Annotated in this window: 18 protein-coding genes; 5 read left to right on the top strand and 13 right to left on the bottom strand. The window is 68.7% G+C overall.

Translation table 11 applies throughout. From position 1 onward, the window contains the following. Positions 1–151: 151 nt before the first annotated feature. From ACH4YL_RS11365 to ACH4YL_RS11325, 9 genes are all read right to left on the bottom strand, one after another. Positions 152–1,957 carry an alpha-L-fucosidase gene (locus ACH4YL_RS11365; protein ID WP_398507026.1) on the bottom strand — a complete coding sequence of 602 codons (1,806 nt, stop codon included), beginning with the start codon at positions 1,955–1,957 and terminating at the stop codon, positions 152–154. Further along, positions 1,954–3,396: a glycoside hydrolase family 28 protein gene (locus ACH4YL_RS11360; protein WP_398507025.1), complete on the bottom strand. Its 1,443-nt coding sequence runs from the start codon at positions 3,394–3,396 to the stop codon at positions 1,954–1,956. The genes ACH4YL_RS11365 and ACH4YL_RS11360 overlap by 4 nt, the downstream gene beginning before the upstream one ends. Before the next feature lie 9 nt (positions 3,397–3,405). Then, positions 3,406–5,205 carry a hypothetical protein gene (locus tag ACH4YL_RS11355; protein ID WP_398507024.1) on the bottom strand — a complete coding sequence of 600 codons (1,800 nt, stop codon included), beginning with the start codon at positions 5,203–5,205 and terminating at the stop codon, positions 3,406–3,408. A gap of 2 nt (positions 5,206–5,207) precedes the next feature. Further along, positions 5,208–6,638: a glycoside hydrolase family 28 protein gene (locus ACH4YL_RS11350; RefSeq protein WP_398507023.1), complete on the bottom strand. Its 1,431-nt coding sequence runs from the start codon at positions 6,636–6,638 to the stop codon at positions 5,208–5,210. A 38-nt stretch (positions 6,639–6,676) separates the two neighbouring features. Next, the gene (locus ACH4YL_RS11345; protein ID WP_398507022.1) at positions 6,677–7,582 is read right to left on the bottom strand and encodes an ABC transporter permease; all 906 of its coding nucleotides are present in this window, start codon (positions 7,580–7,582) and stop codon (positions 6,677–6,679) included. Continuing rightward, entirely contained in the window at positions 7,582–8,493 is a 912-nt protein-coding gene (locus tag ACH4YL_RS11340; protein WP_398507021.1) for an ABC transporter permease, read from the bottom strand. The genes ACH4YL_RS11345 and ACH4YL_RS11340 overlap by 1 nt, the downstream gene beginning before the upstream one ends. Further along, on the bottom strand, positions 8,490–9,620 hold the full coding sequence (locus ACH4YL_RS11335; RefSeq protein WP_398507020.1) for an ABC transporter ATP-binding protein: 1,131 nt from the start codon (positions 9,618–9,620) through the stop codon (positions 8,490–8,492). The genes ACH4YL_RS11340 and ACH4YL_RS11335 overlap by 4 nt, the downstream gene beginning before the upstream one ends. Next, on the bottom strand, positions 9,620–10,831 hold the full coding sequence (locus ACH4YL_RS11330) for an ABC transporter substrate-binding protein (protein ID WP_398507019.1): 1,212 nt from the start codon (positions 10,829–10,831) through the stop codon (positions 9,620–9,622). Before ACH4YL_RS11330 ends, ACH4YL_RS11335 begins: the two co-directional genes overlap by 1 nt. A gap of 78 nt (positions 10,832–10,909) precedes the next feature. Continuing rightward, positions 10,910–11,911: a LacI family DNA-binding transcriptional regulator gene (locus ACH4YL_RS11325; RefSeq protein ID WP_398507018.1), complete on the bottom strand. Its 1,002-nt coding sequence runs from the start codon at positions 11,909–11,911 to the stop codon at positions 10,910–10,912. A 210-nt stretch (positions 11,912–12,121) separates the two neighbouring features. Here ACH4YL_RS11325 and ACH4YL_RS11320 point away from each other — a divergent pair, with 210 nt between their 5' ends. From ACH4YL_RS11320 to ACH4YL_RS11305, 4 genes are read left to right on the top strand one after another with little or no spacing between them, the layout of a single operon-like run. Further along, positions 12,122–13,177, top strand: coding sequence for an NAD-dependent epimerase/dehydratase family protein (locus ACH4YL_RS11320; protein WP_398507017.1), 1,056 nt, complete (start codon positions 12,122–12,124; stop codon positions 13,175–13,177). Continuing rightward, complete coding sequence (locus ACH4YL_RS11315) at positions 13,174–13,863, top strand: glycosyltransferase family 2 protein (RefSeq protein ID WP_398507016.1); 690 nt, start codon at positions 13,174–13,176, stop codon at positions 13,861–13,863. Before ACH4YL_RS11320 ends, ACH4YL_RS11315 begins: the two co-directional genes overlap by 4 nt. Further along, a complete protein-coding gene (locus ACH4YL_RS11310) occupies positions 13,860–14,504 on the top strand; it encodes a DUF2064 domain-containing protein (RefSeq protein ID WP_398507015.1) in 645 nt (214 codons plus the stop codon). The genes ACH4YL_RS11315 and ACH4YL_RS11310 overlap by 4 nt, the downstream gene beginning before the upstream one ends. Continuing rightward, positions 14,501–15,196, top strand: coding sequence for a methyltransferase domain-containing protein (locus tag ACH4YL_RS11305; RefSeq protein ID WP_398507014.1), 696 nt, complete (start codon positions 14,501–14,503; stop codon positions 15,194–15,196). The genes ACH4YL_RS11310 and ACH4YL_RS11305 overlap by 4 nt, the downstream gene beginning before the upstream one ends. Here ACH4YL_RS11305 and ACH4YL_RS11300 read toward each other — a convergent pair. Continuing rightward, on the bottom strand, positions 15,163–15,765 hold the full coding sequence (locus tag ACH4YL_RS11300; protein WP_398507013.1) for a TetR/AcrR family transcriptional regulator: 603 nt from the start codon (positions 15,763–15,765) through the stop codon (positions 15,163–15,165). The two genes, ACH4YL_RS11305 and ACH4YL_RS11300, sit on opposite strands and share 34 nt — an antisense overlap. A 124-nt stretch (positions 15,766–15,889) precedes the next feature. On the opposite strand from ACH4YL_RS11300, the gene ACH4YL_RS11295 reads away from it, so the two are divergent. After that, positions 15,890–16,714 carry an SDR family NAD(P)-dependent oxidoreductase gene (locus tag ACH4YL_RS11295; RefSeq protein ID WP_398507012.1) on the top strand — a complete coding sequence of 275 codons (825 nt, stop codon included), beginning with the start codon at positions 15,890–15,892 and terminating at the stop codon, positions 16,712–16,714. Here the strand turns inward: ACH4YL_RS11295 and ACH4YL_RS11290 are convergent. The 3 genes from ACH4YL_RS11290 to ACH4YL_RS11280 form a co-directional block, all read right to left on the bottom strand. Beyond that, positions 16,695–17,201 carry a hypothetical protein gene (locus ACH4YL_RS11290; protein ID WP_398507010.1) on the bottom strand — a complete coding sequence of 169 codons (507 nt, stop codon included), beginning with the start codon at positions 17,199–17,201 and terminating at the stop codon, positions 16,695–16,697. The genes ACH4YL_RS11295 and ACH4YL_RS11290 overlap by 20 nt on opposite strands. Positions 17,202–17,324: 123 nt before the next feature. Further along, positions 17,325–17,732, bottom strand: a complete 408-nt coding sequence (locus ACH4YL_RS11285; RefSeq protein ID WP_398507009.1) for a hypothetical protein — start codon at positions 17,730–17,732, stop codon at positions 17,325–17,327. Then, the gene (locus ACH4YL_RS11280) at positions 17,732–18,856 is read right to left on the bottom strand and encodes a molybdopterin-dependent oxidoreductase (RefSeq protein ID WP_398507007.1); all 1,125 of its coding nucleotides are present in this window, start codon (positions 18,854–18,856) and stop codon (positions 17,732–17,734) included. Before ACH4YL_RS11280 ends, ACH4YL_RS11285 begins: the two co-directional genes overlap by 1 nt. Positions 18,857–18,948: the final 92 nt, after the last annotated feature.

Genomic DNA, 18,948 nt, shown 5'->3' with positions numbered 1-18,948 from the left:
CCATGTCCGCGTCCGGTCTACCACGCACTTCCCCGGGCGGGTGGCGGAAATGGACAGGGGATCCGGGGGTGGGCCGGTGTGCCCGGGGAGACGCGCCCGGGCACACCGGCTCCCACCCACCCCCTCAGTGGTGGTCCTGTTTCCTCGGGTCCTATTTCCTCGGGTAGCCGTACCCGACCTGGATCTCGTCGATCTGCAGCTGCTGATAGAAGCGCGGCACGGTCGCCGCCGCCCAGGTGGTGTCCACGTCCAGCTTCAGATAGCGCGCGCTCACACCGAGGTCGAGGAACCGGACACCGCGGGCGCTCTCCAGCACACCGGCCTTGATCTGCCGCCACCCTTTGCCGTCGTTGCTGACGGAGATCCGGTAGTCCTTGATGCGCGCCGAGTCCTCCGGCCTGCCGAAGGTCTCCCGGTTGTACGTCGGCGACCACTCGCGCTGGTTGATGGCCAGATACTGCGCTCGCCGGACCCTGCCCAGGTCCAGCGTCAGCGCGACGGGCAACACGCCCTTGTTGTCGTAGTAGGTCGTGAAGTCGCCGTCGGCAACTGCCGGTTCGTTCGCCGTGACCAGACGCGTCGGGTAGACGCCTTCGCGGTTCCGGCCGGTGTCGACCTTGAAGACGGTGTCGTATGCGTCCCAGGCGCTGATGCCCTTGATCGTGACACTGCCGTCGCGCTGGCTGAACGGCATCCGCTTGCCGGTCCGCAGATCGGTGATCCGCTTGACGCGGTAGCCGTTGTCGCGGAGTTTCACCTCGTCGCCGCTGGTCGGCCGGGTGGTGACATGGACGTACTGGCGGGCCCGGTCCTGCTTGCTCACCGTGATGTAGCCGTACGCGCCGTCGTTCCAGGCGCCCGGCTGCATTCCGCCGTACATGTAGCCGCCGCCGTGCACTCCGTGCAGCGATTCCCAGACCGGTGGCAGATAGCCCTGCATGAAGTCGGTGAACTTCTGCTGCTGGGGCGGGAGTTTGCCGTTGGTCATGGCGGTGAGGTTCATCAGCGATTTGATGGAGGTGCCGGCGTTGGCGACATAGCGGCCGACATTGAGCCCGGTGGAGACGGGCCGGTCCTGGCCGTCGTACCACCAGGAGCCGGTGTCCGGGACCTTGTAGCAGGACTCGGTGAGCCGAGGCATCGGCGTCCAGATCGCGGAGGGCTGGTCGTACGGCGGCGTCATGCCGGTCTTCTGCTCATGGGACACCATGTCCATGATCGCGGTGTCCTCATTGTTGTTGCTGAGCGTCATGTCCGGGCGCTTCTCCCGGATCTGCTCATAGAGCTTGTTCTCTTCCCAGTAGGCGTTGTCGTTGTCGATCCAGAACCCCGACAGCTTCGGGTAGTTGGCCATCACCTCGAAGAAGAGGTCGTAGGAGTACTCACCGAATCCGGGCCGGGTGGTGAGGTCTACGTCCTTGCCCTTGTAGGCGGAGTAGGCCTTGGAGTCGAGGGTCTCGAAGCCCTGCTCGTTGTGCCACTGCGGGTCGTCGGTCATATAGAGAATGACCTTGAGCCCCTTCGCGTTCGCGGCCTTGACGAGCTCTCCGAGAATGTCGCGCTCGGTGGCGCAGCTGCCGGGAATCTTCGACGGCCAGGGCCGGGCATAGCCGAGGCGTGAGTGGAAGGTGGCGAGGACGATATAGCTTGCCTTGAGTTTCTTCGCCTCGTCGACCCAGTAGTCGGCGCTCCAGCCGCCGTCGGTGACGGCTTTCTCCCATTCGCGGCAGTCTTTGTGCAGGGGGCGGGTGAACATGCCCCAGTGCAGGAAGAGTCCGGCGGTGGCGTTCTGCAGCATGTTCTGGCGTGGCGGTACGGGTGCGGCGGACACGGGGGCCGCGGACACGGCGGCGGGCGCTGGATCGGGAGCGGCGCCCGCCGTGGCCGCGGGTGCGGTGAACAGGCCGCAGAGCAGGGCGAGTACGGCGAGCCAGAGCACTCGGCTGGCACGTCTCATGGATGTGTCACCTCGGTTCCGTTGACGAACACCTTGCGGATCGTCAGGTTCTTGGCCGGGCCGATGACATTCGGCTCGGTGATGTTCGTGAACTCGCAGCGCTCGATGTGGACATTGGTGAACGGGTCGGATTCGAGGCCCTCGAGGTTGATGGCGTGGCGGGCTCCGTCGTGGGTCATCTGCTCGACGCGCACATTGCGGATGATCGCCGGGCGGTCGCCCTCCTGGTTGGAGTACCTGGTGGTGAGATAGATGCAGTCCCGGTCGATCTGACGGCCCTTGAAGCGGCGTACGTACACACCGTCGATATAGCCGCCGCGCTTCTTGTTGGTCTTCAGGAAGACGGGATGGCGCGGGTTGAAACGGCCCGGGAAATCGAGCGGGTTGATCTCGCAGTTCTCGGCGAAGATGTTCCGTGCGCCGCCGGACATCTCGCTGCCGACGGCGATGCCGCCCCAGCGGCCGGAGAAGACGCAGTTCTGCACGACGATGTTCTCGCTGGGCACGCCCACGCGGATGCCGTCCTCGTCACGGCCGGACTTGACCGCGATCGAGTCGTCCTCGGTGTGGAAGCGGCAGCCGATGATGTGCACGTCGCGGCAGCATTCGGGGTCCACGCCGTCGCTGTTGTTGATCCGGCCGATGACATCGACGTCCTTGAGCAGGACATTGGTGCACAGGACCGGATGCAGGGTCCACATGGCGGGTTCGAGTACGGTCACGTCCCGCATCAGGATGTTGTGGCAGCGGTAGAACTGCACCATGTTCGGCCGCAGATAGTGGCCTTCGCCGAAGATCCGCTGCTTGACCGGCACGCCTTCGGTGCCCATTCTCCGCAGCTCCGCCTGGTCGGCGGGCTGTCCGCCGCCCGGGTCGCGCCAGCTCTTCCAGGGCCCTGCCATGCCCTGTCCGTCGAGCGTGCCGTGGCCCGTGATGGCGAGGTTCTTCTGGCCGTGGGCGTAGATGAACGACGAGTAGTTGTAGCACTCGGTGCCTTCCCAGCGGGTCAGCACGACCGGAAGGTAGTCCTTGGGGTCGGTGGAGAACAGGACGGTGCCCTCCACCCGTAGATCCACATTGCTGAGCAGATGGATCGCCCCGGTGAGATACCTGCCTTCGGGAACGAGGACATGGCCGCCGCCCGCCCTGTTGCAGGCTTCGATCGCCTTGCGGAACGCGGCGGTGTTCTTGGTGGTTCCGTCGCCGACCGCGCCGTACGTGCGGATGTCGAACCAGCGGTCCGGGAAGCGTGGTGGCTTGATCCGGGCGAGGATCTCCGGGACCTGGTCCCAGGGGTCGCAGGCGAGTTCGGCGACGGCGGCTTCGGCCGCTGCTGCCGCCGCCGCGCTCTGCGCGGAGAGCGCCGGCGGCAGGGCCACGGCGGCGGCAAGCGCGCCTCCGTAGCCGAGGAGTGAGCGTCTGGACGGGTGCGGGGTCACTGTCACCTCTCAGGACGTCGGCCGGGGAACGGCGATCAGGTCGTAGCGGTCCCAGCCCTGGGAAATGCGGGTGTGGTACTTGTCGGCCTCGGCCGCGTCGCGGATCCAGTCCCATTCGCCGGTGGCGGCCTTGTCGGGATAGGCGCGCATCTCGTCGGCGATCTTCTTGGACTCGTCGAGTCCGCTCCAGATGAGCCGCTTCATCGGCTCGGTCTGCTGCTCGGGCCCCTGGACGTAGATCCGGTAGCCGAAGTACGCGGTGGTGATGGCGAGATGGAGACGGGCGGTCAGCAGGGTCCGCTCGAAGTAGGCGTTCAGCTCCCGGTAGTCGGCGGCCGACAGGTCGGGCTCGGCGCGCTGGATGTCGCGCAGGGCGGCGCGCGCCAGGTGCACTCCGTACGCCTTCTCCTTCAGCACATCGCGGAGATAGGTGTGGTTCATGGTGTTCTTGTCGGTGAGCCAGCCGTTCTCCAGGACGTGCGGGTTCTCGCGTTTCATCGTGGCCGACGTCTTGCAGTAGGCGGGCGCGAGATGCTCGACGACCCCGGTCCAGAAGTGGAACGTCTTGTTGACCGTGTGGCGGACCCGGGTCACGGGCGGGTCGATCCATTTCCCGGAGATGCTGCGGTCATAGCTGGAGCAGTACGGGTCGTAGTCGAGCCGCGAGTGGTTGGCGTTGTTGGTGCCGAGCGTGTAGAGCGTCGAGGTGACGATGTCGTACGACTTGGAGAGCGCGGACGCGACCTTCGGCGCCGCTCGCTTTCCATAGGCACGCGCGGCGAATTCGCGGTACATGTCCTCGGGCCGTGCTCTGCGGTCCTTGTCGGCGCGTGCCAGTGCGTAGAGATTGATCTCGGTCGGCGTGCCGATGATTCTCGACTCCTTGTAGCGGTCGGTGCGCGCCACATAGCCGATGACATTCCGCTGCTGCTGGAAGTACCGCATCCGGTCGACGTGTTCCTCGGTGAACGCGTTCGCGATCTTTCCCTGGCCGTTGTACTCGCCGGTGGTGTCGTACTCGACGAGGACCGGGCGCTTGATGCGGGTGACGGTGGTGTCCACCGGGTGTGTGAGGAAGAAGTCGTGCGGCTGGGCCTTGATCATGACCCGGGCGGCTTTGTTGGTGACCAGGTCGATGGCCTTGATGGTGCGTTCCATCTCCTTCGGGAAGTAACCGAAGGTCCGCAGATAGAGATTGAGGCCGCGTTCCTCGTTGACCACGTCGGCGACTTGGTCCACCAGATGGGCGAGTTTCGCCTCCTCGGTGGTGAGCCGGGTGGAGTGCTGGCGCTCCACACGGGCTCCGGTCTCGATGAAGGTCAGGACGACCGCGTCGACGTCCGGCACCAGGTCGAGCATCTGCCGGTAGTCGTTCTTGAACCATTCCCAGAAGGCGGGGTTGTCGAGGTCGATGGTGCCGTCGGGGCCGGTGCGGAATTCGGCCGGGTAGTAGTCGAGCTTGTAGAGCGCGTGGTCCCAGATCGCGACCTCGCCGATGCCGGCCCGGTGCGCGGCGGCCGTGATGCGATTGGCCTGGACGCGCTTCTTCTCCTCGCGCACCTCCCTGAGGTCGTGCACGATCTCGTGGCTGATCTGGAGATGGTTGATGTCGTACTTGGGTGCGGCGGCGATCACTTCGTCGGCGCCCTGGTCGCTGTCGGAGAGGATGGTCCAGCCGCGGACCGGGGATCCGCCGTGACCTTGCGCATCCGGCCGGCCCTCGGCGCCCACGGGCTGGACGGCACCGGCCAGGGCGAGACAGAGGACGGCGAGCAGGGTCACCCAGCGCCGAATCGCGCGAGTAGTCATGATCATGACACCTCAACCCCGTTCACGGAGACCTTGTGGAAGGTCAGGTCGTCGGTGAAGGCGATCGAGTCCGGGCCGCGGACCCCGGTGAACGTGCAGTTCGACAGATGCACTCCCCGCAACCGGTCCGTCTCCAGACCCACCAGATTGAGGACCGCGCGTGCGCCGTCGATCTGCATCTCGGAGAGATGGATATTCGCGACGGACACGGGCCGGATGCCGCCCTCGCCGTTGTTGTAGTTCATATTGACGAAGGCGACTTCCCGCTCCACCGCGCGCCCGGTGAACCTCCGGACGTACACGCCGTCGATATAACTGCCGCGCTTCTTGCTCGCCTTGACGTAGAGCGGATACTTCACGGGGTAATGGCCGGGGAAATCCGGCGCGTTGACCCGGCAGCGTTCCGCGAACACATTCCGTACGCCGCCCGACATCTCGCTGCCGACCGTGATCCCGCCCCAGCGGCCGGAGAAGGCGCAGTCCTGGACGACGATGTTCTCGCTCGGCACACCGACCCGCAGCCCGTCCTCGTCGCGTCCCGACTTCACGGCCACACAGTCGTCATTGGTGTTGAAGCGACAGCTGCTGATATGGACATAGCTCGACGCCTCGGGGTCACAGCCGTCGGTGTTGTAGAGGACGGACTCGACGGTGATGTCACGGACCGTCACATTGGTGGAGAGCACCGGATGGACGGTCCACATCGGCGGGTCGACGATCGTCAGATCGCTCACCAGCACATTCCGGCAGCGGTAGAACTGCACCATCTTCGGGCGCAGATAGTGGTCCGCACCGAAGACCCGGTCCTTGACCGGCATTCCTGTGGTGCCCATCTGCCGCAGCAGCTTCTGGTCGGGTCCCTGGAGTCCGCTGGTGCGGTACCAGCTCTCCCACGGTCCGAGGCGGGCCTGGCCGTCGAGGATGCCGCGGCCGGTGACGCCGACGTTCTGCTGCCCGTAGGCATAGATGAAGGGCGAGTAGTTGTAGCACTCGGTGCCCTCCCAGCGGGTGAGCACCGCGGGCAGGAAGTCGGCCGGGTCAGGACTGAAGGCGACGATCCCGCCCTCGCTGACATGCAGATCCACATTGCTGAGCAGATGGATCGCACCGGTCAGAAAGCGGCCGGCCGGCACCACCACATGGCCGCCGCCGGAGCGGTGGCAGGCTTCGACGGCCCTGCGGATGGCGGCGGTGTTCTTGGTGACGCCGTCGCCGACCGCGCCGTAGTCGGTGATCAGGAAATACCGGCGTCTGAAGCGCGGCGGTCGGATCCGGGCGAGTATGCGCGGCACCTGTCTCCAGCCGTCGCCCGAAGTCAGGGCGTCAAAGGGCGATGCGGCGGCGGCACCGGCCGCCAACGCGGGCAGCATCGTGCCCGCGGTCAGCGCTCCGCCCGCCTTGAGGGCCGAGCGGCGCGAAGGGTGCGGATGCATGGCACTTCACCTCTCCATCAGGGGGTGGGAAAGGGGAGTCAGTGGCTGCCGGTGTCCTCCTTCACGCGAGTCACCAGCTGCGTCGGATTCACAAACCGCAGCGCGATCACCAGCAGCACCAGCATCGACAGCGTGTACATCACGGCCATGGCGTCGATCGACTGCTGGGTGCGGATGCCCGCAGAGAACACGGCGTAGTAGAGCGCCACGATCAGCGTCTGGCTGTCGGGGCCCGCGGTGAGGAAGGTCAGCTCGAACATGCCGACCGTTCTGACCAGGACGAGTACGGACGCGGCCAGGATTCCCGGCACCAGCAGCGGCGCGAGGATCCGCAGCAGCACGGCGCTGGTGCCCGCCCCGCACATCCGGGCCGCGGCCTCGATGCGCGGATCGATCTGCTCGATGAACGGAGTCATCGTGAGCACCACGAACGGCACCGACGGCACCAGATTGGCCAGCACAACTCCGGTGAGCGTGCCGGCGAGCTGGAACTTGTAGAGCACGGTCGCCAGCGGAATGCCGTAGGTGATCGGCGGGACCAGGATCGGCAGCAGGAACAGCAGCAGGACCAGCCGCTTGCCGGGAAAGTCGCGGCGGGCGAGTGCGTAGGCGGCCGGGACGCCGACGACCACCGAGATGGCGACGACGAGTACGGACACAAGGGCCGTCGTCCAGAAGACCTGGCCGAGCGAGAACTCCTGCCAGGCCGATCCGTACCACTTGGTCGTCCAGCCGTCCGGCAGCCAGCTGGTGAACCAGCGGGTGCCGAAGGAGTCCACCAGCGGCACGCCGATGACGCCGGCGAGATTGACGAAGAAGAACCCGAAGACCAGCGCGGTCACCCAGGTGACGGGCCGCCCGAAGCGGTGCTTGCGGCGCTCGGGCTTCTCGGGTGCGGGCGCGGGTGCGGTCAGCTGGTCGCGGGTGTCCAGGACGTCGGCCATCAGCCCTTGCCTCCCGTGGAGCCGCGGTACAGCATCGAGCGCCAGGCCAGCACGAGGACCACCACGGCCATCATCACGGCGGCCATGATCATGGCGATCGCCGAGCCGAGGGAGTAGTCGAACTTCTGGAAGGCCGCCTGGTACGCCTCGATCGAGATCACATGCGTACTCCCCCGCGGATCACCGACGAGCTGCGCGGACGGAAAGACCGCGAAGGCCAGGACGAAGGAGAGACAGAAGGTGATCGCGAGCCCCGGGGCGAGCAGCGGCAGCATCACATGGCGGAAGCGCTGCCGCCGGTTCGCCCCGAGCGTCGCCGCGGCGTGCTCGAGGCTGGGATCGATACCGGTGAGGTAGGAGAGCGTGAGCAGATACGAGAACGGGAAACCGGTGATCACCAGCGAGGCGAAGACGCCCCAGTAGTTGTGCACCAGTTTGAGTGGCTGATCGATGATCCCGATGCCCAACAGGGCCTTGTTGAGCCAGCCGTTGGGTCCGAGATAGCCGAGCAGACCCTGGGCGGTGAGCACCGTGCCGAGAGTGATCGGCATGACCAGCAGGATGGTGATCAGCCGCCGGCCGCGGAACGGGCCCCGCGTGCGGAAGGCGACCGGGACGGCGGCCAGGCAGTTCACCAGGGCGACCGGGACGGCCAGCCGGAGCGTGAGCCAGATCGTCTCGCGGAGATACGGATCCGCGAAGAACTCCCGGTAGTTGGCGAGCGGGCCGCCGCCCTCCATGGGCTGGAAGGAGAGCTGGAGGCCGTAGAGGAACGGATAGCAGAAGAGCAGGACGAGAAAGAGCGCACCGGGCACGAGCAGCAGCAGCGTGCGGTCGACGCCGCGCTCCGCGAGGCGGTGACGCAGCGCGGGGCGTCCCTGGACCGGCGCGGAAGCCGGTGCCGTGGTCATGGAGTCGCCGCCTTCTGGCGCGGCACGTCCTTCGCCGGCTCGTCCGCCGGCTGCGGTTTCTCCCCGGCGTCCGGAGCGAAGACCAGGACCCTTTCGGGTGCCGCGGCCAGCTCCACGTGGTCGCCGGGCGCGAGCCGGCCGGCCGTACGGAAGTGGACCTGCTGCCCGTTCGACAGCCGTGCCTGTACAGCGAGTTCACGGCCGTGGTACTCGACGACCTCGATGTCCGCCGGGATACGGCCGTCGGCGTCGTCGCCCGCGACGTCCAGGTCCTCGGGCCGTATCGCCGCGATGGCCCGGCCTCCCGCCGTGAGCCCGTCACGGTCCAGGCCGGTCAGCCGAGCGCCCGCCAACCTGAGCGAGAGCCGGTCGCCGTCCGCCGAGGCGACGGTGACCTCCAGCATGTTGCGGTAGCCCATGAAGCCCGCGACATAGCGGTTGGCGGGCCTGCCGTAGACCTCCTCGGGCGTGCCGACCTGCTGCATGACGCCGTCGCGCAGCACCACCAGGCGGTCGGCCAGCGACAGCGCCTCCTCCTGGTCGTGCGTGACGTACACCGTCGTCAGTCCCAGGCTCTGGTGCAGCCGCCGGATCTCGGTGCGCATCTCCAGCCGCAGCGACGCGTCCAGATTGGACAGCGGCTCGTCCATCAGGACCAGCCGCGGCTCCAGGACGATCGCGCGGGCGATGGCCACGCGCTGCTGCTGGCCGCCGGAGAGCTGGCCGGGCCGTTTGTGCGCGTGGCCGGTCAGCTGCACCATCTCCAGCGCACGGTCCGTACGGCGGGCGATGTCAGCCTTCGGGACCCTGGCCATCTTCAGGCCGAAGGCGACATTGCCGCGGACGGTGAGGTGCGGGAAGAGCGCATAGTTCTGGAACACCATGCCGAAGCCGCGGCGCTCCGGCGCGATCCGGTCGATGCGCTGCTCGTCGAGCCAGATCGCGCCTCCGGTGAGCGGGAGCAGACCGGCGAGGCAGTTCAGCGCGGTGGACTTGCCGCACCCGGACGGGCCGAGGAGAGCGACGAACTCGCCGCCGCCGATCTCGAGTTGCAGCTCCTTGAGGGCCGCGTGGCGGCCGAAGCTGCGCGAGACCCGGTCCAGCCGGAGCGTGGAGAAACGGGACATCAGCGGCCCGCCACCTGGCGGTTCCACAGGTCGAACGCCTTGACCTGCTGCTCGGCCGGCAGCGACGGCTTCTTCGGGAACCGGTCGATCCATGAGTCGAACTCAGGGACACCGAACTCCTTCAGCGTGTTCTGCGACTTCTCCGGCGCCATCGAAAGCGGCACGTTCTTGATCGCGGGACCCGGGTAGAAGTACCCGTCGTCGTACGCCTTGGCCTGCTGCTCGGGCGTCAGCATCCACTTGATCAGGGCGAGCGCCGCGGACATGGTGTCGGCGTCGACGCCTTTCGGGACCACCGCGTACTGCGCGTCGGTCACCCAGGTCATGTTGTCGAAGTGCCCGGCCTTCATCTTCTTCGGCACGGTGCCGAGCGCCCGCGGGTTGATGTACCAGCCGGTCGTCGACATGATCATGTCGTGCTGGCCGGAGGCCAGGTTCTTCATGGTCTCGGTCGTGCCGGAGCCGTACACCCCGACGTACTTGTCGAGTTCCTTGAGGTACGCCCAGGTCTTGTCCCAGCCCTTTTCGGGATCGCTGGGATCCTTGTCGCCGAGCAGATAGGGCAGGCCCATCAAAAAGGTGCGGCCGGGGCCGGAGTTGGCCGGGTCGGCGTACTGGAACTTCTTCGGGTTCGCCTTCGCCCAGGCGAGCAGTTCCTGCGGCGTCTTCGGCGGGTTCTTGACCTTGTCCGGGTTGTACTCGAAGAGCGGGCCCGACGGGTAGTACACGACCGCCGTGCCCTTGCCCTGCGCCAGCTTCTGCATCTCGGCCGCGGGCGGAAGGTAGTCCGGAGTTCCGATCAGTGACTGATGCTCCGTCATGGAGCTCCACAGATCCTGCGAGAGACCGGCTGCCAGCCCGTCCGTGCCGGTGAGCACGAGATCGATCTGGACGCGGCCGGCCTGCTGCTGCGCCTTGATCTTGCCGGCCAGATCGGGTGCCGGGGCCTTGGAGTAGGTGACCTTGCCGATGATGTCCGGGTGCTTCTCGACGAACTCGTCGATCATGCCCTGGGTCAGCTGGAGATTGCCCGCGACATCCAGGATGTCCAGCGTCACCGGCTTGCTGGGCTTCGCCGGGATCTGCTGCGGGCTCTTGTCCTTGGACTCCGAACTCCCGGAGTCGGGGGCGCCGCAGCCGGCGGCGGCCACCGCGAGCAGCAGTCCCGCAAGCGCGATCCTGGCTGTTCGGTGGCGCAGTGGACGGGACATGGCGACTCGCACCCCTCTGGTGAGATAGCGCTTACTCGACCTTGTGCCCGAACAAGGTCCACCCGGCCAGAGGCCGTGTCAAGAGAGTGCGCCGGTGGAACTGCGAACTCGCAGCTCAACAGGGACAGTTGCAGGCTCGATGTCCTCGTCCCCGCCCATGATCCGGCCGAGCGCCTCGCCCGCGATCTGGCCCAGCCTGTCCCGCGGAACCGCTACCGTGGTCAGCGGCGGCGCGGAGAAACGGGCCATGTCGATTTCGTCGAAGCCGGTCAGCGACATGTCGTCGGGCACCTTCACGCCCAGCTCGGAGAAGCGGGCCAGCACACCGAGCGCGACAAAGTCGTTGTACGCGATCACGGCGGTGGCGCCGCTGCCGAGGGCGGCGGGCGCCGCCGCGTACCCCTCGTCCGTGGTGGAGCCGCACGGCACCGAAACCACCTCGAGCCCGAAGGCCTCGGCCCCGGAGAGCGCGCGCAGCCGCTCGCTGTTGGCCCACGCGTGCTGGGGGCCCTCCAGATAGACGACCTTGCGGTGGCCGAGCTGGGCGAGATGCCCGCACAGCGCCATGATCCCGCGGAAGAAGTCGACCGTGATCGAGTGCAGCGCCAGGCCCTGGACCTGGCGGTTGGTGACCAGCATCGGGGTGCCCCGGCCCGCCAGAGCGGCCAGGTCGGCGCGCGGCATGCGCGGCGAGCAGAGCAACAGGCCGTCCGCGTAGCGGATCAGATCCTCCGTCAGCTCACGTTCCACGTCCGGGTCCTCGTTGGAGTCCATGACGAGGACCCGGGTGCCGGCCTCGCGGGCCACGATCGAGACCGACTTGATGATGTCGTGGAAGTACGGGTTGGCGAGATCGGGAACGAGGACGCCGATGGTCCCGGAGCGGCCGCGCGCCAGGCCCTGTGCGGCCGCGCTGGGCCGGTATCCGAGGTCGACGATGGCGGCCTTGACCCGCTCGGCGAGTCCCGGGGCGACGGTGTCCACGCCGTTCAGCACGCGCGAGACGGTGGCGACGGATGCGCCGGCCTCCCGTGCGACATCGGCGATCGTGACCCTTTTCGCACGCTTCGAGGCAACCATCAGGACGCTCCCCTTCATGCACGCACGGCGCACGCGCGGCCGAGAAACCGGTTTCTCGCTCCAGGAAAGTAGCAGAGTCCGAGGCCAGCCGGACCATGGGCGTCGTCCGGCGGTCCGATGTGCGGTCGGCCCGGCCCAAGTCCTTACGGACCTGTGACGGGACGGCGCGTGATCGTGGTGGGGCGACTTTACGGCCGTAGCGTCGCCTGTATGCGTGTACTTGTCACAGGAGGCGCGGGCTTCATCGGCTCGCAGGTCGTCGCGGCTCTTTCCGCGCGCGGCCACGACCCGGTCGTGCTCGACGCCCTGCTGCCCGCGGCACATCCGGTGCCGCCGCCGCTGCCCGATGCCGAATGGATCCATGGCGATGTACGGGACCGGGCGGCGGTCGCCCGGGCGCTGAGCGGCGTCGACGCGGTCTGCCATCAGGCGGCCATGGTCGGCCTCGGCAAGGACTTTGCGGACGCACCGGAGTATGTGGGCTGCAATGATCTCGGCACCGCGGTGCTGCTGGCCGAGATGGCCGGGGTGGGAGTGAGCGAACTGGTGCTGGCCGGTTCCATGGTCGTCTACGGCGAGGGCCGCTACGACTGCCCGCGCCACGGCCGGGTACGTCCCGGGCCGCGCTTTGAAGCCGATCTCGTTGCGGGCCGCTTCGAGCCCCGGTGCCCCGAGTGCGCGGCGCAGCTCACTCCGGGCCTGGTGGACGAGGACGCGCCGACGGATCCGCGCAATGTGTACGCGACGACCAAACTGGCGCAGGAGCATCTGGCCGCGGCATGGGCGAGAGCCACCGGCGGACACGCGGTCGCGCTGCGCTACCACAATGTGTACGGCCCCGGCATGCCGCAGAACACCCCGTACGCGGGCGTCGCGTCCTTCTTCCGGTCAGCACTCGAACGCGGAGAAGCGCCCCGGGTCTTCGAGGACGGGCGGCAGCGGCGGGACTTCGTCCATGTGCGGGATGTCGCGGACGCAAATGCGATCGCCGTGGAAGCGATGCGGGACCGGGAGCCGGGCCTGCTGACTGCGTACAACACCGGCAGCGGCGCTCCGCACACCGTCCGGGAGATGGCGGAGGCACTCGCGCGGGCGCACGGCGGGCCCGCGCCGGTCGTCACCGGCGAATTCCGGCTCGGCGACGTACGGCATATCACCGCGGACTCGCGGCGGTTGGGGGCCGATCTCGGCTGGAAGGCCCGGGTCGGCTTCGCCGAAGGCATGGCGGAGTTCGCCGCGAGCGGGCTGCGGGGTGCGGGGTCGTGATCGCGGACGTGGACGTCGTACTGCCGTGTCTGGACGAGGCGGAGGCGCTGCCGTGGGTGCTGGAACGCATTCCGGCCGGATGGCGGGCGATCGTCGTGGACAACGGATCGACGGACGGCTCGGCGGACATCGCCCACTCGCTGGGCGCGACCGTGGTGCACGAACCGCGGCGCGGCTTCGGCGCGGCATGCCATGCGGGACTGCTGGCGTCCGAAGCCGAGTTCGTGTGCTTCTGCGACTGTGACGCGTCGCTCGACCCGGGCCTGCTGACCGGTTTCGTACGGCGCGTCGAGGACGGCGAGAGCGACCTGGTGCTGGGCCGGCGCAGGCCGCAGGGCCTCAGGGCCTGGCCGCCGCACGCGCGGGCGGCGAATCTGGCTCTTTCGGTGATGCTGCGCAGGCGAACCGGCCTTCGCCTCAAGGACCTTGGCCCGATGCGGGCGGCACGCCGCACGGAACTGCTGGCCCTGGCCCTGACCGACCGGCGCAGCGGCTATCCGCTCCAGATGGTGGTTCGCGCGTCGGATGCGGGCCTGCGAGTGAGCGAGGTGGACGTCCCATACCTCCCGAGATCGGGGAAGTCGAAGGTGACGGGCACCTGGCGGGGCACCTGGCACGCGGTACGGGACATGCGCCGGGTCCTGGCACAGCGGCCGATGGATCTGGTCGGCGGTGGGGTGCGGTGAACGCGGCTTCGGAGGGGCACGGAACTCTCGTCGTCATCGCGAAGGCTCCCGTCGCCGGGCGGGTCAAGACACGGCTGCAGCCCGTCTACTCCGCCGAGGAGGCCGCCCGGCTCGCCGAGGCCGCGCTGGCCGACACGCTCCATGCCGTCCTCGCCACTCCCGTACGCCGCCGGCTCCTGGTGCTGGACGGCGCACCCGGCGACTGGCTGCCGTCGGGTGTCGAGGTGGTCGCACAGTGCTCCGGCGGCCTCGACGCGCGGCTGGCTCATGCCTTCTCGCTGTGCGACGGACCGGCCCTGCTGATCGGCATGGACACCCCGCAGGTGACGCCGGAACTCCTGGCGTCCGGGCTGCCGTTGGACACCGGCGAGGCCACCTTCGGACCGGCCGACGACGGCGGATTCTGGGCGCTCGGGCTGGCCGAGCCGGATCCCGCGCTGCTGCGCGGCGTGCCGATGTCCGTACCCGAGACCGGTGCGATACAGCGGCACCGGCTGGTCGGCGCGGGGTTGACGGTGCGTGAGCTGCCGCGGCTGCGGGACGTCGACACCGCACCGGACGCCCGGCTGGTCGCGGCGGCTGCGCCGCGCACCCGCTTCGCCGCGGTTCTCCGCGCGCTCGCACCGACCGGGGCGCGATGACCGCCACAGCCGCCACCACCACCGCCGCCGCCACCGCTTGGCAGGCCGATCCGTACAACGACGCACTGCGCACCGGCCGCGGCCCGCTGTTTCTGCGCCGTCCCGACGGGTGGCTGCTCCCGCTGGAAGTGGAGCGGTGGTGCGCCGCACCGGACGCGGCGGACCGGACCGTGCTTGAGCGCTGCCTGGGCACTGTGCTCGACATCGGCTGCGGCCCGGGCCGGCTGGTCGCGGCGCTCGCCGCGCTGGGACGGCCCACGCTCGGCATCGACGTGAGCCCGGAGGCAGTGGCGCGCACGGTCCGCAGCGGCGGATCCGCGCTGCACCGCTCGGTCTTCGACCCGCTGCCACGGGAGGGCGCCTGGACCACAGCGCTGCTGCTCGACGGAAACATAGGCATCGGCGGGGACCCGCACGCGCTGCTGTCCCGGGTGGGTGAACTGGTCACGCCCGGCGGAGTGCTGCTGGTGGAGGCGGCAGCGCTGGATGTGGACGAGCGGGTGGAGGTCCGGGTCTTCGACGGTACGGCGGAGGGGGCGGCGTTCCCGTGGGCGCGGGTGGGGATACCGGCGCTGCTGGACTACGCGGGAAAGTCCGGCTGGGTGGCGTCGGACCGATGGCAGGCCGCGGGCCGGTGGTTTGTGGCCCTGCGCAAGGCTCACGACCGGATGGCCGTGACCGCCTGGAGGTAGAGGTCCTCAAGGCTGCCCCGGCCGTCCTGGCGGGCCCAGATTTCCATGGCCGTGTCGAGGCAGGTGAGGGCCGCGCCCACGATGGCGTGGGCGCGGGGGTCCGGGACGGGGCCGCTCTTGATGCCGAGGCGCTTCTCGATCTCGGGGACCAGGATCTCCTGCCAGCGAAGGTGTTTCTCGATGTGGCGGGCCCGCAACGACGGGTTGTCCAGCGTCAGTTTCGCGATCTCGAAGCCTCGTTCCGGTGAGAAACCCGTGGCTCCGGACAGCGCGCCCATCGCGGCGAGCAGGGCGTCCCAGGGCGATTCTTCCGGCGGGCGCTCTTCGAGAGCCGCCTTGACCACATGGCCGAGTTCGTTGAGGTCGCCGAAGACGATGTCCTCTTTGGTTCCGAAGTAGCGGAAGAACGACCGGCGGGAGATTCCGACCGCAGACGCGATCTGGTCGATCGTCGTGTTCTCGAAGCCCTGCTCCATGAACAGCCGCATCGCCGTCTCGACGATCTCGGCGTACGCGGCCTGACGACTGCGTTCCCACAGGCTCGGGGCCGGGGCGGTCTGCTCTTCCATGGCGACAGAATACACTGCCAGGCGCGCACTCAAGGACTACCTGGCACTCGGTGTCAGAATGGCGTACGGTCTGACCACTGCGCCGGAACGCGCCTCTGTCCGCCCGACCCCTGGGAGAGCTGTCATGACCGCAGTCGACTACCGCAACGGGACCACCCTCCTCACCGGCGCCAGTTCAGGCATCGGCACGGAGTTTGCCCATCAGCTCGCGCGGCGGGGCTCGGACCTCGTGCTCGTCGCCCGCCGGCGCGACCGGCTCGAGACGCTGGCCAAGGAATTGATCTCCGCGCACGGGATCCGGGTGACGGTGATCCCGCTCGACCTGAGCGCCCCGAGCGCGGGCCTCACGCTCGCCGGCGAGGTCTCGCGGCGGGGCATACGGCTGTCCAGCCTGGTCAACTGTGCCGGGTTCGGGACCTTCGGCCCGTTCCACGAGGAGCACGCCGATCGGCTGGAGCAGGAGATCGCCGTCGATGTGGCGGCGGTGGTGGACCTCAGCCGCGCGTTCATCGACCAACTTCGCGCTGCGGGCAATGGCGTGCTGATCAATGTGGCGAGCATGGCCGCATACGCGCCGACGCCCAACATGGCCGTCTACGCGGCGACGAAGGCCTTCGTGCTGAACTTCACCGAGGCGCTCTGGCAGGAGTCCCGCGGCACGGGGCTGCGGGTGATCGCCCTGTCCCCCGGCGCAACCGCGACCGAGTTCTTCGACGTCGTCGGCACGATGGACACGTCCAACGGGCGCAGGCTGCAGACCCCGAAGGAAGTTGTCGACACGGCCCTGCGCACGCTCGACCGCCGCAACCCCCCGCCGAGCGTGGTCGTCGGCCGGCTGAACCGGATGGCGACGGTCGCCGGACGGCTGCTGAGCCGCCGGCTCGTGGTGCGCGCCATGGCTTCCGCCACCAAGCAGTCCGGAGCCGAAGTCAGCCCGCGACCGGCGTAGCCCCGCGCGGGGTGGTGAAGACCGAGCCCGCACGGACCCGCTGGTCCGGAGGAACCGTACGGCCCTGCCAGAGCAGGACACCCCTCCCCCGTTCCCAGCGCGCCGCCCGCTCCGCCCGCATCAGTGGGTCCATCGCCCAGAACAAGTTGAAGACGACCGCCAGCGGCTCGTACAGCGCCACCGCCGTCGTCAGCAGCGTGGCCGCCGCCAGGAGCAGTCCGTACGCCCTGACGAACGGGGCGCGTCCCGCGGTGGCCGGGTCGGCGAGCGGGACGGCCGTGCGGAACAGCGTGACATCGCCGCCGCCCAGGAGCCTGGTCGTGGAGAGCAGGCTCCACAGGACCGCCCAGCCCAGCATCGCGAGCGGGAACCACCAACCCGGCAGATCCGGCGGGCCGTTGACCGCGGACGCGACCGCCCAGCCGGTCACGCCCGAGAGGATGCAGACCAAGGCGGTGGCGAGCTGTTTGTGGACGAATCTGACCATGGCCGGTCCCCCGTTCGCGACCCGCTGCCCGGCGTGAATGGGCACTGTGGAAGGGCACTCACCTGCCACTATGCCCGGGAGCGCGGCGAATCCCGCCGGCCCGGTGACCCGTTCAACAGATGTTCAGCGGCGCGGCACCCGCCGCGGCGGCGGTACGCGTCGCAGCAACCACCTGGCCACCATCAACCCCCCGGTGAGCACGGCCACCGCCGCCAGCAACAGCAGCCAGTTGCGCAGATAGTCGAGCGGCAGCGCGGACGGGTTCGTCGGCGCACCCGGTCGCAGCAGCAGCGGCAGCGCGATCACCGTCAGCGAGCCGGCCACGATCAGCGCGCCGCGGACCGTGCCGCGGGCCGGGATGCCGGCGAGCAGCAGGCCGACGCCGATGACCAGCGGCGCGATGATCCCGTCGTGCAGCACCACCGCGCCCGCGAGCCAGACCGCGACGTCCTTGATCTGCCCGCCGGTGAACAGGAGCGTCGCTCCGGCCGTCATCAGCGCGAGACCGAGAGCGCCCAGCACGATCCGCATCAGATGATCTCCATTCTGGTGACCCACTTGGTCTGCAGCACACCCGGCCGGTTCGGCGCGATGATCCGTGCCGGGAAGCCGTGGTCGAGGCTCAGCACCTGGCCGTTGAGTCGCAGGGCCAGCAGGGTCAGCGGATCCTCGGTGTAGTCGGCGCCCATCTCCATCACGCGGTAGGTGCCGCGCTTCTCCAGCGAGACGACCCGCACCGTCGAGTCGGGCCGGCCGCCGGCGCTCCGCACCAGGTCCCGTACGCGCACGCCGGTCCACCGGGCCGACTTGCTCCAGCCCTCGACGCAGGCGATCGGCAGGGTCACGGTGTGCTGGGCCAACGCGGCGAGTTCGTCGAGGGTCAGGGCGTAGGACCGGTCGCCGACCACCGTGAGCCGCCAGTGGACCGTGCTCACACCCGCGAGACCAGCGGCGGCGGCCGTGCGGTTGACCGGCAGTCCCTGCGGCCCGTGGTCCGGATGCCGTGGCGCGAGCAGGTCGAACCGTTTGAGCGGGGTGAAGGACTGGCCGACGGTCGTCAGCGTGACCGCGCCGACGGCGGCGGCGACGCCGGTGAGCAAGGAGCGGCGGTCGGGTCCGTCGGCCGCCGGGAGTTCGAGCGTGCCCGCCGCGCGGCTGCTCCAATGTGCCTTGATCTCCGGGTACTTGACCGCTACATGCAGGACCACCGCACCCGCCAGCAGCCAGGCGACGGCGAAGTGCACGGGTACGAAGGAGAACGGCCACGGGTACCACTGGATGGTGTTCAGCAGCCCGGTGAACAGCTGGAAGAGGGCCGCGGCGACCAGTACCGCCACGGACAGCCGCTCCAGCGCGTGCCGCAGCGACTTCAGCGGCGGCCACACGAACAGCCGCGGATAGACCGTCCACAACTTGGCGAGCAGCAGCGGGATCGCCGCGATGCCGCTGGCCACATGCAGGCCTTGCGTGACCCGGTAGCCCCAGTACGGCCGGCTCGGCAGCACGTTCTCCAGCCAGTCCGGCGGGTGCTGCAGATAGTGGCTCAAGACACCGGTCACGAAGCAGACGGCGATCGCCGCGCCCAGCCAGCGGCCGATCATGGTGGCCGTGCGTGCGTCGTGCAGCCTGCCCGAGAATGTCGGCAGTAGCTTCATGCATCCATGAGAACCCCGCCGAGACCCTCGTGGGCTGCTGTGACACCTTACGGAATGCGGACGTCAGGGGGCGTCATCCGCTCGGCGTGCGC

The organism is Streptomyces sp. NPDC020681 (assembly GCF_044334895.1).
Classification (GTDB): Bacteria; Actinomycetota; Actinomycetes; order Streptomycetales; family Streptomycetaceae; genus Streptomyces.
The sequence above is the reverse complement of the archived record's forward strand: the minus strand, read 5'-3'. Positions and strand labels throughout refer to the sequence as shown.